A 16189-nucleotide genomic window follows, 5' to 3' on the forward strand; every position below is an offset into this window, starting at 1 on the left:
TTCTCGGATACCGGTGTGGCCACCGGTATCCACGTGGCCCGCGGTGAGCCGGCCAGCGGCATCGCCGCACGCGCCGATGCCGTCGATGCCGATCTGATCGTCATCGGTACCCATGGTCGGATGGGCCCCGAAGGGTTTTGGTCGCACAGCATTGGTGCCCGGCTGTTGGCGCGAACCGCGCGGCCGGTATTGTTGGTGCCGGTTTGAAACCCTTTCTTTTTTCAATTTTTGGAGAATCGTGATGATGCCGCATCTCTTGTTACCGGCCATGGGGGGGTGCTTTTGCTCATGGGCCGACGACTGTTCTGGCTGTTCGTCGGCGTGTGCGGATTCGCCGTCGGTATCCAGGCGGCGCCACTGCTGTTCGGCCCCCAGCCATTCGCGGTGATTTGGGCCATTGGACTGGGCTGCGGCATTCTCGGCGCGCTGCTGGCCCTCTTTGCCCAACAATTGGCCGTGGTTGTGGGCGGCTTTCTGGCCGGCGCCACCCTTGCCCTGAACCTTCTGCCGCCGGCCGGCGCACAGACCTTCCCCTGGGTGGTCCTTGTCTGCGCAGTGGTTGGTGCCGTGGCCACCTTTCTGCTTTTCGACTGGGCCCTGATTGTGCTTTCGGCCATGCTGGGCGCCGCCCTGATCGTCGACGGCATGGGCTTGCAATGGTCCGTTGCCGTAGCGATCTACTTGGTATTGATCCTCATCGGCGTGGTTGTGCAGGCCGGATGGATGCGCCGCCACAGACGGGTGCCCTGACAAGTTTCCGCTGATGATTCCCGGGGATCGGATTTGTTCGCTTCTTCTTCGATTGGGCCTTGAAAAAAATAAGAAACAATAAATAAGACGCAAAAAACAGCCTTGCTTGTATTGGCCCGGACAGGAGTATCGATGAAAAGCGAACATGCGTCGTTTAAGATGGTGGTCCGGCTGGTGGTCGGCCTGACGATTGTTTTTGCGCTGCCGCGGCCTCGGTAGCGGCCCAGCCCGTATCCTCTTTTTCCAATCTGGTGAAGAAAGTCGGACCCGGCGTGGTCAATATCGTGGTGGTCAAAAAAGTCCAGGCCGCCGATCCGGAGCAGACGCCCTTTGGGCCGGACGATCCCTTCAAGGATTTTTTCGAACACTATTTCGGCAACCGCATGCCCAAGGATTACAGCCAGGGGACCCTGGGCACCGGGTTCATCATCGATGCCGATGGGCTGATTCTGACCAACAATCACGTGGTCGAGGATGCCTCCGACCTGAAGGTGAAACTTGCCGATGACCGGGAGTTCCCGGCGGATGTGGTCGGCCGGGATCCCAAAACCGACGTGGCCCTGATCCGCATCAAAACCGATGATGCGCTCACGCCGCTGCGTCTGGGCGATTCGGATAAATTGGAGGTCGGGGACTGGGTCGTGGCCATCGGCAACCCCTTCGGCCTGGGCAACACCGTGACCTCGGGGATCGTCAGCGCCAAGTACCGGCAGATCGGCGCCGGTGCCTATGACAATTTCATTCAGACCGATACCCCCATCAACCCGGGCAACAGCGGGGGGCCGCTGATCAACATGGATGGGGACGTCATCGGCATCAACTCGGCGATTTTCTCACAGTCAGGGGGCAGTGTGGGAATCGGGTTCGCCATTCCCATCAACATGGTCAAGGATCTTCTCCCTCAACTGCGCCAGGGCAAGGTCCGGCGGGCCTACCTGGGCGTGATGGTCCAGGACGTCACCCCGGACCTCAGGCGCAAACTGGGGCTTGAAACAGACCGCGGCGCGCTGGTCTCCGATGTGCCCACGGACAGCCCCGCCGCTGCCGCCGGCATTCAGCGCGGTGACGTGATTCTGTCCGTGGATGGCAAGTCGGTGAAAAATTCGCGGGAACTGCCCCTGATCATCGCCACCAAGCCCATCGGCAAATCCATCGAGATCAACGTGCTGCGTCGGGGAAAAACCATCGCCCTGACCGCAGTGACCCGTGAGTTGGAGGAAGAGATTCCCAGCGCCGACCCGGAAGAAGCGGCCGGTGCCCGGCTGGGCCTGTCCATGCAGACCATGACCGCCGAAGTGGCCAATACCTATGGCCTCAACCGTGTCACGGGGGTGTTGGTCCTGCAGGTGGAAGCGGGCTCTCCCGGCGCCGATGCCGGTTTGGAACCGGGCGATGTAATCATCGAGGTCGAGCAGCAGCCGGTCAATGATGTGGCGGCCTTTCAGCGCATTGTCGGCCAATCGGTTAAGGACAAGATTCTTCTGATACTGGTCGATCGCGGCGGCAGTACGTTTTTTCTTACCCTGACTTTACCTTGAGTCTATACCGTCGACAACGCGGCACGGTACTCAGCCACCGGCAGCACGCGCCACTTTTCCCCGCCGCGCAGCTCCAGAACCCGATCGTGGTAGTCGAGCAGGGTCTCGCGGTGGCCCACGCTGATGTAGCGGATTCCCGTTTGCGCAAAAGGTCGTAGAGGTGGGCCTCGTTCTCCCGGTCGAGGGCGCTGGTGGCTTCGTCCAGCACGGCAAACCCCGGCCGGTGGACCAACAAGCGGGCGAAGGCCAGCCGTTGCTGCTCGCCCAGGGAGAGCACATCGGCCCAATCCGTTGTCGCGTCGAAGCCGCCCATGCGCTCGGCCAAATCTTCCAAGTGTACCTGTTCCAACATCCACTGCAATTCGGTGTCCTGCATGATTTTTTTAAGCTGTGGGTAGCACAACTGATCGCGCAGGCTGCCCAGGAGCATGTACGGTTTCTGGGGCAGAAAAAAGATTTCCCCCAGGGGGGGGCGACGAACGATGCCGCTGCCACGGGTCCACAGACCGGCGATGGCCCGCAGCAGGCTGCTTTTGCCCACGCCACTGGGGCCCACGACCACAAGGCTGTCGTTGGGGGCCAAGGCCACCGACAGGTCGCGGATCAGATTGCGCCGATTGTCCGGCGTCATCAGGGTCATCGCCTGCATGGCGAAGCCACCACTTCTCTCCGAGAAGATGCCTTGGGGAGGCGTCCGCTCGGCGGGAATCGCCTCGGCAAAGGTGGAGAGACGCTTGATCCCGGCGGCAAAGTTGGTGATGGATTCGATCTGGGAGACGATCAGGGAGAGTGCGCCGTACACCTGGGAAAAAGCGAAATTGGCCTGCACCATGTCGCCATATTCGATCTTACCCTTGAAGTAGGGACCGAAGAGCACCAGGAAAGGCAAAACCAGGGGCAGGTAGCTATAGGCCGTGGTGAAGAAGGAGAGGTTCCGCTGCCAGCCGATGAGCAGACTGAAATTTCTCAGTACGTTTTTGAAACGACCGCGGATCTGGGCTGTTTCCGGATCCTCACCCTGGTAGAAGGCGATCGATTCGGCATTGTCACGCACATGCACCAAGCCGTAGCGGAAATCGGCCTCGTAGCGCAGCTGGTTGAAATTGAGGCGTACCAGGCGCCGTCCGATGAGGGCGGTGAGCAGGGTGCCGACCACCGAATAGATCAGAACCACGCCCACCAATAGGTGTGACTTGGACCACAGGATCCCGGTGAACGAAACCAGATCCATCAGCGATCCGAGGATGATGAGCAAAAATGCCAGAGAGGTCCGCGTGAAGGAGCGGATATCCTCGCTGATTCGCTGGTCGGGGTTGTCGATGCCGCCGTCGGCCTCGATTTCATAGTAATTGCGGTTCTTGAAGTAGTTGCCGAGAAATTCACCGGTCATCCACTCCCGCCAGTGCATGCCCAGATAATCGCGAACGTACCCGTAAAAGGCAACGATGGGAATGCCGACCAAAAAACCGCAGAAATAGACGGCGACGTAGATATACGCCATCTCCTGATTTTTCTTGACCAGGGCATTGGTGAAGTAATTGCCGATATAGCTGAAGGCCACATTGATGCCGGTCACCGAGAGAGACAGCAAGAGCACCATCGCCAACAGCATCCAGGCCTTCCGGCGGGCCTTCAGGTGTCTGCGATAGCCACCGAAGACCAGCAGCGGAACGGCCAGGGCCGATGCGATCAGCAGCCATCCGCCGGAGGAGAAGAGGTCCTTGACCAAGGCCACCATGCCACCGGCGATCTTTCCCACCAGCGTCGGTGCCAGGGCGTTGCCCACGGCAACCGCACCGGCCACCACCACGCTGAGGATCCCGAAGAGAAAGATCATCAACACGGCCATGAGCAGGAGCGTGATCCACCCCCCACCGGGAATGCGCGGGAAGAAATAGGGCTGGGCGATACTGGCGAAGCGTCTCCACAGGGAAGGGGGCTTGGCGGCCATGGGCGCTGTTTCCTTTCCGGGCGTGATGAAAGATAGGGGCCTGAAACCAAATCGTCGCCAACCGTTGACCGGTTATGCGGCGACACGGAAATAATATAGCCCGCTATGAGGAATTGTCGAGCGTGATGTGCCGGAACAACCGTTGGTTAACCAAACGGTAATCGCTGGGAAAAGGATGGATGGCAGGCGACGGAGCAACAAAGACGGCCCCCGGGCAGCCCATGATTGATGACCTCGTCAAAAAGAAGCGCCACGCGTTTCAGCCGGCATTCTCCTGCAGGCCGACCAGGGCCTTGTCGGGTCCCAACAGGACGAGAATGTCACTGTCCTTGACCACGAAACGGCCGGTGGGGATCATGACCACGTTCTCGGGAACCAGTTCCTTGATGGCGATCACCTGGATGCCGAAGCGGTTGATCAGGTCCAGCTCGATGAGGGACTTGCCGATGAACGATGCCGGCGGGGCCAGTTGGACGATGCTGTAGCCCTCCATGAAGGGCAGGTAGTCGAGGACATTGGGGTTGTCCAGGCGCTGGGCGGCGGTCAGGGCCAGGTCCTTTTCCGGGAAGTAGATCTCATCGGCACCGATTTTTCTCAGGATGCGGCCATGGGCCTCGCTGACCGCCTTGGCGACCACGCGCTTGGCGCCCAGATCCTTGATATTCAAGGTGGCCAGAATGCTGTTGTTGAGGATGGAACCGATGCTGACCACCACGGCGTCCATCTTGGAGAGTTCCAGCTCTTTCATGGCCTGGGGATCGGTGGCGTCAGCGATTACCGCCCGGCTGACCCGGTCGCGAATCTCCTGGACCAGTTTGGGTTTGATGTCGATGCCCAGGACCTCGTGGCCCTTTTGAAACAGGGCGGTGGCCAGATAAAATCCGAAATTACCGAGTCCGATGACGGCAAACTGCTTTTTCATGGGATTATCCAATCATGATATTTTCTTCGGCGTAATGAAACCGACTGACCCGCTCGCGGCTGACCGCCAGGCCAATCACCATGGGTCCCAGGCGTCCGATGAACATGAGCAGCACGATGGTGATGCGGCCGACTGCCGACAGGCTGCCGGTCATGCCCGTGGAGAGGCCCACGGTACCAAAGGCGCTGATCGTCTCAAAGAAAAGCTCCAGAAAGCGGCCACGGGTCTGCGCATGGGAGAGTCCGCCCAACTCGCTCATCATCAGGACCATGATGGAAAGGGTGATCAGGGCCGCGCTGACCATCACCACGCTGGTGGCCTTGGACATGCTGGCTTCGGTCAGGGTGCGGCGGAATACCTGGGGATGGCTGTGGCCGCGCAGGCGTGAAATTCCCTGGATGACCAATCCGGCAATGGTGGTGGTCTTGACGCCGCCGCCGCAGGAGCCGGGGCAGGCGCCGATGAACATGAGGATGCAGAGAAAAAAGAGGGTCTCATTGGCCATGGCGCCGATGTTCAGGGTATTGAACCCGGCTGTGCGGGCCGTGATCGACTGGAACAGGGCCGCCAGGACGCGGCCGGGGATGCTCAGGGTCGCCAGGGTGTTGCCCCACTCCATGCAGAGGATCGCGACGGTGCCGATCAGGATCAGGATGGCGCTGGCCGACAGGGCCAGACGGCTGTGCAGGCTGAGTCGGCGTACCTGCTTGTGACGGTCCAGGAAGCGGCTCTTCACATCGGCGATCACCACGAAGCCGATGCCGCCGATGACGATCAGCATGGCCAGGGTGGTACTGACGATCCAATCCTCGCGATAGCCGATGAAACTGTCCGCGTAAAGGGAGAAACCGGCATTGCAGAAGGCGCTGATCGAATGGAAGATGGCCGGATAGGCGGCCGCCGACCATCCGCTTTGGGGGGCCATGCGCAGGTAGAGCAACAGGGCCCCCGCCGCCTCGATGGTGAAGGCCGTCAGAAAGATGGACCGGAGCACCGAAGCCACGGTCTGTTTGCCTTCGCCGTAGGTGAAGGTGTCCTTGATGATGGCCTGCCCGGAGAGCGTCGGGCGGCCCTTCATCATCATCAGGAGCAGGGTCGATAGGGTCAGGATGCCCAGCCCGCCCACCTGGATCAACGCCAGAACAACCAACTGGCCGAACTGGGTCAGCTGACTGCCGATATCCATCACCGACAAGCCGGTTACGCAACTGGCCGAGGTGGACATGAAAAGCGCATTCACGAAGCCGAGGGGCGCCGCGGTGCTGGCCGCCGGCAACATGAGCAATGCCGTGCCGGCGCTGATCAAAAGACCGAACCCCATAATTGACAAGCGTGCCGGGGAACGCAGCAGTCGTGCGGACAGGCGTGCGAAGGGTCTAAAACGATTCATGGCGTGGATTGATCGGACGATCCATGGAAACGGTTTTCCTCCATGGTGACGGATTGACCGGTATCGGTGCGGACCGCTTGTTCCGGATCCTCCCGCAGCCCCATGGGGCATCGGGTGGATCCCGCGTCTTTGCACTGATGACATCGGCTGGTATCGATACGCGCCATCAGCCGGGCGATGGCCTCCCGGTGGGTGGTGAAAACGTGTTCGGCACCGATTATTTTCATGGCGCCGCTACGGGTGAGCACGTCCCTTATTTCAGGTTTGATCTCGCAAAGGGAGAGACTCCCCCGTTGGGCCCGACGCCGTTGGGCTTCGCGGGATAGCATTTCCGCGCCGGCCACGTCAACCAGATTGATGCCGCACCCGACGATCAGGACATGCCGTTTATGCGTCAGACGCTTGTCGATGTTATGCAGGAATTCGTCCACATGGTTGACCGATCCGAAAAACAGTGGCCCGTCGATGCGGATGATTTTCAGGTTGGAACACTCCTTGTCCGTCTCTATCAGCGGCGGGCCGGTCGGCTCGGGGTTGGGTGCCAGGTTGGCGATGCGCGGATGGGCGGTGCGGTTCAGGTAGAGGATCAGGGAGAGCAGGACGCCGGCATAGATGGCGAACTCCAGGTCAAGAAAGAGGGTCGCCAGAAAAGTGGCCAGCATGACCGCCGTCTCCTCGCCACTGGTGCGGACGATCGTGCGTACATGGTTGAGGTCGATCAGGTTGTAGGCCACCAGTAAAATGATGCCGCCCATGGCCGCGATGGGCAGATAGGCGGTCAGGGGGGCGATGAGCAGGAGCAAGAGGGCCAGGAGACCGGCCGAGAAAACCGCCGACAGGGGGGTGATCGCCCCGATCTGATAGTTCATGCCCGAGCGGGTGAACGAGCCGGAACCGGCATAACTGGAGAAGAAACTGCCCACGATGTTGGACAATCCCTGCCCGATAAACTCCTGGTTGCCATCGATGGGCTGGCGCGAGCGGGAAGCGATCGACCGTCCGATGGAAAGGGCTTCGATCAACCCCAAGAGGGCCACGGCCAGTGCCTTGGGGGCCAGCACCTGGATGGTCTCGAAGGAAAAGTCCGGCAGTGACGGTGGCGGCAGACGGGCGGGCATCTGGCCAATCAATGGGACGCCGTGGTGGTCGCCGCCGATGAAGAGGCAGACGAGGCTGCCGATCAGCATGGCAAAAAGCATTCCCGGCCAGCGGGGAAGGGTGATGCGGAAAAAGATCGCCGCCGCCAGGGTGAGGGCCGCGACCACCAGAACATACGGGTTGATCTGAGTCGCCTGCCGGATCACCTCCAGCCAGGCATTCAAAAATGAATGGCCGCGGGGGATGACGATGCCCAGGACATGTTTCATCTGGCTGGTGGCAATCAGAATCGCCGCACCGGTGGTGAACCCGACCACGACCGAGTGGGAGACAAAGTTGACCAGGGCCCCCAGCCGGGCGAGGCCAAAGGCCAGCTGATAGATCCCGGCCAGGCAGGTGAGGGTCAACACGGCCTGAATGTAGGCCGCCGATCCCGGTTCGGCCAGGGGGCTGACCGTGGTGAAAACGACGATCGAGATGGCCGTCGTGGGGCCGGAGATAAGATGCAGCGAGGAGCCGAACAGGGCCGCCACGATGGGTGTCACAATGGCCGTGTAAAGACCATACTCGGGCGGCAGCCCGGCGATCATGGCAAAGGCCACCCCCTGGGGCAGCACCAGCACCGCGCCGGTCAGTCCGGCCAGAAAATCGGCCCTTAAGGTATCCCACCCGATGAAGTTCCACCAGCGCAGGAAGGGAAAGATGCGGCGCCACCAAGAGCGGGTTACAGGCGTGTATTCACCTTGATGATATCGGCTCATCCCCGCCTGCCCACCTGCCTTTGGACCCATTCAAATCGGCTGCGCATTACTCCTCCACCACAAAGGGGACGACATTGACCTGCAGGGATTCCACATCCGCCACCTTTTCAACCAGGCGTCGGACCTTTTCGGTAATGCTCTGTTCATCCACCAACGATCCGCGCACGTTGACAAAGACGTCGCCCGTGGCGGCATCGGCCGTCACGCGGGGATAGTCCTTGACCAGGGCGGCTTCCACCCGGGCGGCGAGGGCCAGGTCGTCGAGCTGCTGCCGGCTATTCGGCGTGCTCTGAAAACAGGGCAGGGACAAAGCGTTCAGGATGATGGCCACGGCGTCGTCCACCTGCATGTTCTGAAGGTGTAAAATCATGTCGTAGAGCAGCGGATTCCAGCTATCCTCGCCGAACAGGTGCATGCTCCATTTACGGCGCTCGGCATCGTCGTTCATCAGCATCGTGCGCGCCTCGTCGGCGGTGATGCCCTCGTGTTGCATTTCTTCATGCACCCGGTCTTCCAGGTCGGCACTGATGCGGATTTTCAGCACGTGGGGGATGCCTTGCAGGAAAAAATGGCTGGCCAGACCATGGAAAACAACGTTATCACGCTGTAGATGGGTAAGCAAGGCAGCCCTGAAAAAGGCCACGAAACGCTCTTTCCCCGAAGTGAAACGGTCCAGGATGGTTGGTGCGTCGTGGATCGCACGGCTCAGCTTGAGTTCGGGAATGTTGAACAGTTCCGATGCCTCGAGAATGATCTCCCGGGAGATGCACTCGTAACCGAGCGCTTGGGCCAGCTTTTCGGCCACATCCTTGCCCCGACTGTAGGAACCCCGTGAAATGGTGACGATGGACATGCTTGAATTTCCCGTTTTCCGGTGAAACCGTTTTTATGGTGATCGTTATAGCGCATCTTCCGGATCTCGGCAAACCCCGAGGGTGGGAACCCAGGGCAACCGTATTTGGATTTCATCCTTGCTGTTGGTGTAATGAGAAATCCGGGGTTTGGGATCAATCAATGCCAAATGCCAAAATCAAAATGCCAATTGAAGGCTGATATCGATTATAAATCGTCAGAATACCACCATTTTTCATTGGACATTTGATATTCCTACACGTCACCAACATCAAAAAAAATGACAATAAACCAAATACAGTTGCCCTGGCGGTCGATCCAGACAGCATGCCAAACCAAAATGGTATTGATTTAATTGATGGTGAATACTACTAACGTAAACTAACTGTAACTGTCATTGGATTCGCCATGCTGCGTCGTGTATTTCTGTGACTCAGTGTATCTGTCCAGTATCATTTATAAAATTACCCCCACTGCGGGGCGTGTTGACGATAAGTCCTGGCCTTGAATAAGCGTTTACCGCCACTTTTTCTCGCCATTCCCTGCTTTCTGCCGCTCTTGTGGCGACTGCTGCAAAAAGGCGCCTCCGAGCCGGCCGGCCTGGTTTCCGATGCTGCCTTCGGGCTGCTCGTCTTTTGCCTGGCCCTTTACCTGCCCCGGCTGATGCGCATCGCCCTGGTCGGCTTCTGGGCGCTGTTCCAGGCCGGTTCCCAGGAACTGCTGGCCTCCATGCAGCGCCTGCCCTCCTGGCAGGATCTGCACTATCTGGCCGACCCCAGCTTCATAAAGAACAGCACCCAGGGACTGCATTTGGCGTCGCCTGTGTTGAGCGGGGTATTACTGGTTTCGGCGCTACTTTCCGGTTTCTTTACCATCCGGCCGCCGGCAAAGCGTTTTTTTTTCATCGGCCTGACCTTGGCTGGCGTGCTCCTGGCCATTCAGGCACCGCTCGACCGGCATTTGGGGGAGGCCAGCATCGCCGCCCGTTACAACCCCCTGCATTGGTTCGTGGCCGACGCCATCGCCACCCCTTCCAAACAGGCCGACCCGGATTTGCCGATGACGGTCTTGCCAGCCAGCCTGAGAACCCTCGATCTTTCCGGCCGGTCCTTGTTGTCGGGCAAGGGGCGGGCAAAAAACGTGCTGATCATCACGCTGGAGGGCATACCCGGTCTCTACTATCCCCAGATCCGCCAGGCCATGGGCGTGCCCGCCGGTCCTTTTGAAATGCAGGAGTTGGCGCAAAATACACCGGATGCGACCCTGGTGCCCGATTTCGTCACCCACAGCCACCAGACCATCCGGGGGCTGTACGCCATGCTGTGCGGCGACTTCAGCAAATTTTCCTACGAGATGTCCAAGGCCTTCGAGGTGCAGACCAATGCGGCGCGGGCCGGCGCCTGCCTACCGGCCCAGATGGCCGAAAACGGTTGGGAGACCCATTACCTGCAGGGGGCGGGACTGGCCTTCATGAACAAGGACAAGGTCATGCCCGCCATCGGTTTCCAGCATGTGCACGGCAGCGAATGGTTCACCGAACCCGATCCCTATCCGTTCATGTGGGGCAAGACCGATCCGGTCTTTTTCCGGGGCGCGCGCCGCTATATTGCCGACCTGCAGGCCAAACACAGACCGTGGCTGTTGACCTTGCTCACGGTCGGCACCCATCAACCCTATGCGGCGCCGGACGCGATCGTGGCCCGCTACCCCAACCGCATGATCGCCACCAGTGCCATCCTCGACGATGCCGTGGGTGAATTTCTGCGCGGCATCCGCGAGGATGGCGTTCTGGAGGATACATTGGTGATCATCACCTCGGACGAGTCCCATGGCGATGCGATCGCCGATTGGATCAGCAGCTGGGGCTTGATGGTGATCCTCGCGCCGGAAGGAAAGGCTTTGCCGCGCATCAAAACCGGGAGTTACGGGATGCTCGACATCACCGCCTCGGTGCTCGACTACCTGGGCCTGCCGCCGCCGGCATCCATCATCGGCCGGAGTTTCTTCCGGGACTACACCACCCCCCGAGAGATGATCTCCTACACCACCAGCAAGCTGCGCTGGCACACGGCGGACAACCGGCGTTTTGAATGCACGGCCGGCGGGCCTTGCAACGTTGGCACGGCACCGAGCCTGATCGGGATTCCGCCTGCCGATTTCGGACCGGATCGCAAGGACCACGCACCGCAGCTTTTCGCCATGGCCGCGACCCTGGATCACAAACTGACCAGTCGGGCACGGATCCAGCGGCTCCATTTTGGCGATGGCAAGATCATCGATCTGCCGGAGACCCTCACCAACGAGTGGACCGACAACCTTGTCGGTGCCCAATACCTGGATTTCCCGGATCATTCAAAAGTTCACGTGTCGATCCGGGTCAAGGCCCTTGACGCCCCGTCCGAGGGGATCCAGCTTAAACTGACCCTACGGCAGTTCGAGAAGTTGGTCCAAGGTGTCGACCCGCCGGCCTTTCCGCGCCTGCATGCCGGCGAGGAGAGCCGCATCGCCTTCGACATCGACAATCCCACGCGCGCCAATCCTTCTCCTTTCACCTGACCGGGGCGGGCAAGGATGCCCGCATTCAGCTGGAGACCTTCGACGTCATCATCCATCGCGGTTGAGCGGGCAGCGTCGGCCTGCCTTTATTGCGAAGTGAACAGATCCTTCACGGTGGCCGGGATGTCGCCCTTGGGCGCCAGGGTGCCGTCCGCATCCACGGCGTAGATGCCGAACCACTCCTCGGGGTCATCGGCCTCATGCCGGCGGCAATCCGTGGGGTCCTCGCCGCTTTTCCACCATTCGTCCTGAAATTCGAAAAAGGTCAGACCGCAGAATTTTTCATGGCCGCGCGCCGTGCGGATATCGTTCCAGATCGCGCGTAACATCGCGGGGACATCCGTCACCCGATGGCCGCCAAAGCCCGGCACCCAGGCCTTGGGTTCGATCGGCGACGTGGACAGCCCCACCTGGGTCACCAGAATGGGCTTGTCCATCTCGCGAGCGAGTTGCTCCAGGTAGCCCTGGTAGGTCGTGCCGCTCACCGATCCCGGCGGCGAGGTCATCACCCCGCGCGCGTAGGTGTAGACGTTGAGGCAGATCAGATCCCCCATGTCGGCACGAGCACGCTTTTTTGCTCCACCTCGAGGTCCGGCCGATCGGCCAGCGGCCCGATGTGCGTCCAGCTGGTATGACAATAAAGATGGCGCCGGCCGTAGCGGGCCAGTTCATAGTCCATGGCCCCATCCACCAGCATGGCCATGGCGATTTCCGATGGCGTGCGCCGGGTCAGGGTCAGGTGTTTGCCATGGTAGTCGCGGACCAGCGGGTGGGCCGCATCGGTTTGGATTACCGAGGAGGCCTGCAGCTCGTCGCCGATGGAAAAAAGCACCAGCCGGTCGGGGCGGCCCGTGGTATAGGTGTGGTCGATGACCATGCGGATATCGGCAAGCGTCTTGGCCTGATAGGCCGGATCGAGCAGGTCTCCCTGATAGGGCCAGATCCAGACATCCTGGCCGTAGGCCATCCCGGTTTCATCCAGGGCGGTGAAGAAGTTGGCCGGCATCCGTTGGGGAAAGACATGCAGATAATTGACCCCCATCGCCTGCATGATCGCCAGATCCCGCGCATAGCGGCCGTCGTTGCCCGGCGGATCGCCGTAAAGGGGCGTCTCGCCCGGATGATAGGGCGAATATCCCATCCCGCGAAAGAAGACCGCCTGCCCGGCCTGACGGAGATCGACCAGAACGCCATCGCGGACCACGAATCGGGTTGGCGCCGGCGTGTGGGCGTCAATCCGCATGGTTTTCGTTTTACCTGTCACGGCGCCGAAAAAACAACTCGTCAAAAGCGCGCTGACCACCAGCAGGCCTGCCCATTGCACCCTTTTTTGGATGTTTCGCATGATTGCTGCTCCGTTGATCAAGCTTCCGGCTTGAGCACCTGTTCGACGGCCTGGGCGAGATCCTCGATGGGCACGATCGTCAGGTCGGCCTGGATATCCTCGGGAATTTCGGTCAGATCGACGAGGTTGCGGGCCGGCAGGACCACCGTGCGGACGCCGGCCCGGTGGGCGGCCAGCAGCTTTTCGCGGATACCGCCCACCGGCAGAATCCGTCCGGTCAGGGTCAGCTCGCCGGTCATGGCCGCATCGCGTCGGCAGGCGCGATGGGTGATCATGGAGAGCAGGGCCACGGCGATGGTCACCCCGGCCGAAGTGCCGTCCTTGGGGATCGCCCCGGCCGGGATATGAATGTGGATGTCATGCCGGTCGAAAAATCCTCGGCAATGGCGAATTCCGTCAGGTGGCTGCGGACGTAGCTCATTGCGCCTGGGCCGACTCCTTCATCACCGTGCCCAGCGACCCGGTCAGGGTGAGGCGGCTGTTGCCGCGCATGTGGGTGGCCTCTACGAAGACGATTTCGCCGCCGGTGCGGGTCCAGGCCAGACCGGTCGCCACCCCGACGCGGTCCTTGGCCTGGGTGACTTCATGGGCATACCGGCGGGGGCCCAGAAACGCGGTGACGGCTTCGGTGTCGATGGTCAGCGGGTCGTGGCCGCTGCCCTTGTCGACCTGTTCCAGGGCGATCTTGCGGCACAGGCTGGCGATCTGCCGCTGGAGACCGCGCAGCCCGGCCTCACGGGTGTAGTCGCGGATCAAATGCGTCACCGCCGCCGGCTCGAAACCGATCGCGCGGCCCTCGAGCCCGTTGGCCGCGATTTCCCTGGGGATGAGATGATTGAAGGTGATGCGGACCTTCTCCTGCTCGGTGTAGCCGGAGAGTTCGATGACCTCCAGACGGTCCAAGAGGGCCTCCGGAATGGTGTCGACGGTATTGGCCGTGGCGATGAACATCACCTTGGAGAGATCGAAGGGCAGATCCAGGTAGTAATCCATGAAATGGGTGTTCTGCTGCGGGTCCAACACCTCCAGGAGGGCCGCCGCCGGGTCGCCCTTGAACTCCTGGCTGATCTTGTCCAGCTCGTCCAGCATGAAGACCGGATTGATGGCTTCCACACGCCTCAGTTCCTGGATGATGCGGCCGGGCAGGGCGCCCACATAGCTGCGCCGGTGGCCGCGCAGCTGGGCCTCGTCCTTCATGCCGGCCAGGGAGATGCGCACGAAGCGGCGCTGCATGCTTTTGGCGATGGCCTGGCCCAGGGAGGTTTTGCCCGTGCCCGGGGGGCCCACGAAACAGAGCACCGGCCCATGGTGGTCCAGGCGGGTGCGTTTGTTCTGCAGGGCTTTGTCGACCGTGGTGCGGATCTCGTCGAGTTTAAGCGGCTTGGCCAGGAAATGGTAGGAGCCTTTTTGCATGGCTGACACGGCCGTGGCCACGGTCGCATAGCCGGTGATGATGATCACCTCGGTGTCGGGATTTTTCTGCTTGGCTTTTTCCAGCACCTGCATGCCGTCGGCCTGTTCCATCTTCAGATCGGTGATCACCACATCGAAGTCCTGCTCGTCCAAGAGGCGAATCGCCTCCAGGCCGTCCGCGGCGGTCTCCACCGGGTAGCCTTCCTTGCTGAGTACGTGCATGAGGTTCATGCGCGTGACCTTTTCGTCATCCACCACCAGCATGCGGTGGCGGCTTTCGGATTGCAGGATCCTGACCGCCAGATATTCCAGCACCCGCGTTTTGATCTCGCCGAGGCCTTCGTGGTGGTCGTCCAGAACCTGTTTGGCCGCCTTGAGATCGAGACGGTCCTTGGTCATACGGTTCCAGGGCAGGTGGGTCAGGTAATCGACGTAATTGATGCCGATGGTGTGCTCGGCGCTGCCGGAAGGCATCTTGGCGATGCGGTCGATCTCCTTCAGGGTGGTTTCGGCGGCCTCGGGGGGCATCCCGGCCTCGCGTACCGCCTGGCGATACTGGTCCATCTCGCTTTTCGGCGATTCCGGGGTCAACACGGGCGCTTCCTTCTTGAAAATCCGCATGGGGGGAACTCCTTGCCATAGGGTTGAACGGGCAGGTTGAAAAAATCGACCCTTCGTTTTCATCCGCATTTTCCAATACGCCAAAAACGCCCTGCAAGAAATGTTCACGTGGACGCCAGATCTTGGCATAAAAAACCGCTGGCCGATTTCCATTGGCGGCAGGCGATGGAAACGCCCGACGGTATGGGGCGCAGCACCGTTTCTGAATAATGCCCAGGCGGCGGATGCGGAGCGGCCAACCCCGGCGGCGGATGGTCAAACAGTGCTTGAAATTCGCTTTCGTTGCGATGTGCAACGCCTTCCCGCTTTTTCTGTAACACAGTTTAATATGCTGAAAAAACAAATATTATTTTTATCCCAAAATATTACGTTGCAAATAGCAACGGCTGCCTTTTTCTTTTCCCATGGCTTTAATTGATAACATTTCTTTTTAATCTTGGGGCGTTATATTTCATCCCGATGCATGGCACGTGAATTGATAAAGCTACTATCACGAAACCGATGCGGATCGCATCAGCACAATGGGATGATCCTATGAAAACCATTCTTTTTGCCACCGATCACCTGCCCCCGGATCCAAAGGCGTTGGATTATGCCTTGCTCTTGTGTCGCCGGATCACGGCCCGCTTGGATGTGTTGCATATCCTGCCCCTCGGTGGCGGGATTTCCGCTCCGCAGAAGCGGCAAAAAGCCATGGCCACGGACCGGTTCGCGCAGTTGCTGGGCGATCGGTCGCCAGCCCGGGTCAACTACCATTGCGAGGTCACCGGCGAAGCACCCGGAACCATTGTCGAACGCTACGTCAGAACGCATCGCAATATCGTCTTGACGGTCGTTGACCCGCGAGCACCCCAGGGTCGGGCCGGCAGAAAGGGAAAAACCATCCGCCCGGCGGGCAACTGGTCCATCCGCAAGCTGGCCATCCCGCTGGTGCTGGTGAAAAAGGCACCGTGAAATCCAAACCAATAGATCCCAATCAATAAACCAGAATC

General features: G+C 60.2%; 15 protein-coding genes. 6 read left to right on the plus strand and 9 right to left on the minus strand.

The features are described 5' to 3' along the window. From JCM12296_RS10820 to JCM12296_RS10830, 3 genes are all read left to right on the plus strand, one after another. Positions 1–207: universal stress protein (locus JCM12296_RS10820; RefSeq protein ID WP_172683850.1), on the plus strand; the 207-nt coding region annotated here is incomplete at its 5' end. Positions 208–228: 21 nt separating this feature from the next. Further along, positions 229–750, plus strand: coding sequence for a TM7S3/TM198-like domain-containing protein (locus tag JCM12296_RS10825; RefSeq protein WP_281491974.1), 522 nt, complete (start codon positions 229–231; stop codon positions 748–750). Positions 751–1001: 251 nt separating this feature from the next. After that, the gene (locus JCM12296_RS10830) at positions 1002–2288 is read left to right on the plus strand and encodes a DegQ family serine endoprotease (RefSeq protein ID WP_172683851.1); all 1287 of its coding nucleotides are present in this window, start codon (positions 1002–1004) and stop codon (positions 2286–2288) included. Here the strand turns inward: JCM12296_RS10830 and JCM12296_RS10835 are convergent. The 5 genes from JCM12296_RS10835 to JCM12296_RS10855 form a co-directional block, all read right to left on the minus strand. Further along, positions 2269–4239, minus strand: coding sequence for an ABC transporter ATP-binding protein/permease (locus JCM12296_RS10835; protein WP_218188042.1), 1971 nt, complete (start codon positions 4237–4239; stop codon positions 2269–2271). The genes JCM12296_RS10830 and JCM12296_RS10835 overlap by 20 nt on opposite strands. Before the next feature lie 259 nt (positions 4240–4498). Beyond that, positions 4499–5161, minus strand: a complete 663-nt coding sequence (locus JCM12296_RS10840) for a potassium channel family protein (protein WP_054692558.1) — start codon at positions 5159–5161, stop codon at positions 4499–4501. Positions 5162–5165: 4 nt separating this feature from the next. Continuing rightward, positions 5166–6551: a TrkH family potassium uptake protein gene (locus JCM12296_RS10845; protein ID WP_172683852.1), complete on the minus strand. Its 1386-nt coding sequence runs from the start codon at positions 6549–6551 to the stop codon at positions 5166–5168. Next, on the minus strand, positions 6548–8410 hold the full coding sequence (locus JCM12296_RS10850) for a SulP family inorganic anion transporter (protein ID WP_083456052.1): 1863 nt from the start codon (positions 8408–8410) through the stop codon (positions 6548–6550). Before JCM12296_RS10850 ends, JCM12296_RS10845 begins: the two co-directional genes overlap by 4 nt. Positions 8411–8456: 46 nt before the next feature. Continuing rightward, positions 8457–9263: a cytidylate kinase-like family protein gene (locus JCM12296_RS10855; protein ID WP_054692563.1), complete on the minus strand. Its 807-nt coding sequence runs from the start codon at positions 9261–9263 to the stop codon at positions 8457–8459. A 503-nt stretch (positions 9264–9766) separates the two neighbouring features. Between JCM12296_RS10855 and JCM12296_RS10860 the strand changes: the two genes are divergently transcribed. Further along, complete coding sequence (locus JCM12296_RS10860; RefSeq protein ID WP_054692568.1) at positions 9767–11818, plus strand: LTA synthase family protein; 2052 nt, start codon at positions 9767–9769, stop codon at positions 11816–11818. 86 nt (positions 11819–11904) lie between these two features. Here JCM12296_RS10860 and JCM12296_RS10865 read toward each other — a convergent pair whose 3' ends face one another. Genes JCM12296_RS10865 through JCM12296_RS10875 form a run of 4 tightly spaced genes read right to left on the minus strand, consistent with a single transcriptional unit; the run spans position 11905 to position 15197 of the window. Beyond that, positions 11905–12372: a hypothetical protein gene (locus JCM12296_RS10865; protein WP_054692571.1), complete on the minus strand. Its 468-nt coding sequence runs from the start codon at positions 12370–12372 to the stop codon at positions 11905–11907. Further along, positions 12360–13163, minus strand: a complete 804-nt coding sequence (locus JCM12296_RS10870) for a hypothetical protein (protein ID WP_054692574.1) — start codon at positions 13161–13163, stop codon at positions 12360–12362. Before JCM12296_RS10870 ends, JCM12296_RS10865 begins: the two co-directional genes overlap by 13 nt. A gap of 17 nt (positions 13164–13180) precedes the next feature. Next, the gene (locus tag JCM12296_RS47340) at positions 13181–13555 is read right to left on the minus strand and encodes a S16 family serine protease (RefSeq protein WP_172683856.1); all 375 of its coding nucleotides are present in this window, start codon (positions 13553–13555) and stop codon (positions 13181–13183) included. 25 nt (positions 13556–13580) lie between these two features. Beyond that, the gene (locus tag JCM12296_RS10875; protein WP_172683853.1) at positions 13581–15197 is read right to left on the minus strand and encodes a response regulator; all 1617 of its coding nucleotides are present in this window, start codon (positions 15195–15197) and stop codon (positions 13581–13583) included. 100 nt (positions 15198–15297) lie between these two features. On the opposite strand from JCM12296_RS10875, the gene JCM12296_RS38155 reads away from it, so the two are divergent. Then, on the plus strand, positions 15298–15615 hold the full coding sequence (locus JCM12296_RS38155; protein WP_157067532.1) for a hypothetical protein: 318 nt from the start codon (positions 15298–15300) through the stop codon (positions 15613–15615). A 116-nt stretch (positions 15616–15731) separates the two neighbouring features. Next, on the plus strand, positions 15732–16151 hold the full coding sequence (locus tag JCM12296_RS10880) for a universal stress protein (RefSeq protein ID WP_054692578.1): 420 nt from the start codon (positions 15732–15734) through the stop codon (positions 16149–16151). Positions 16152–16189 lie beyond the last annotated feature (38 nt).

It is taken from the genome of Desulfosarcina cetonica JCM 12296 (assembly GCF_001311845.1).
In the GTDB taxonomy this organism is placed as follows: domain Bacteria; phylum Desulfobacterota; class Desulfobacteria; order Desulfobacterales; family Desulfosarcinaceae; genus Desulfosarcina; species Desulfosarcina cetonica.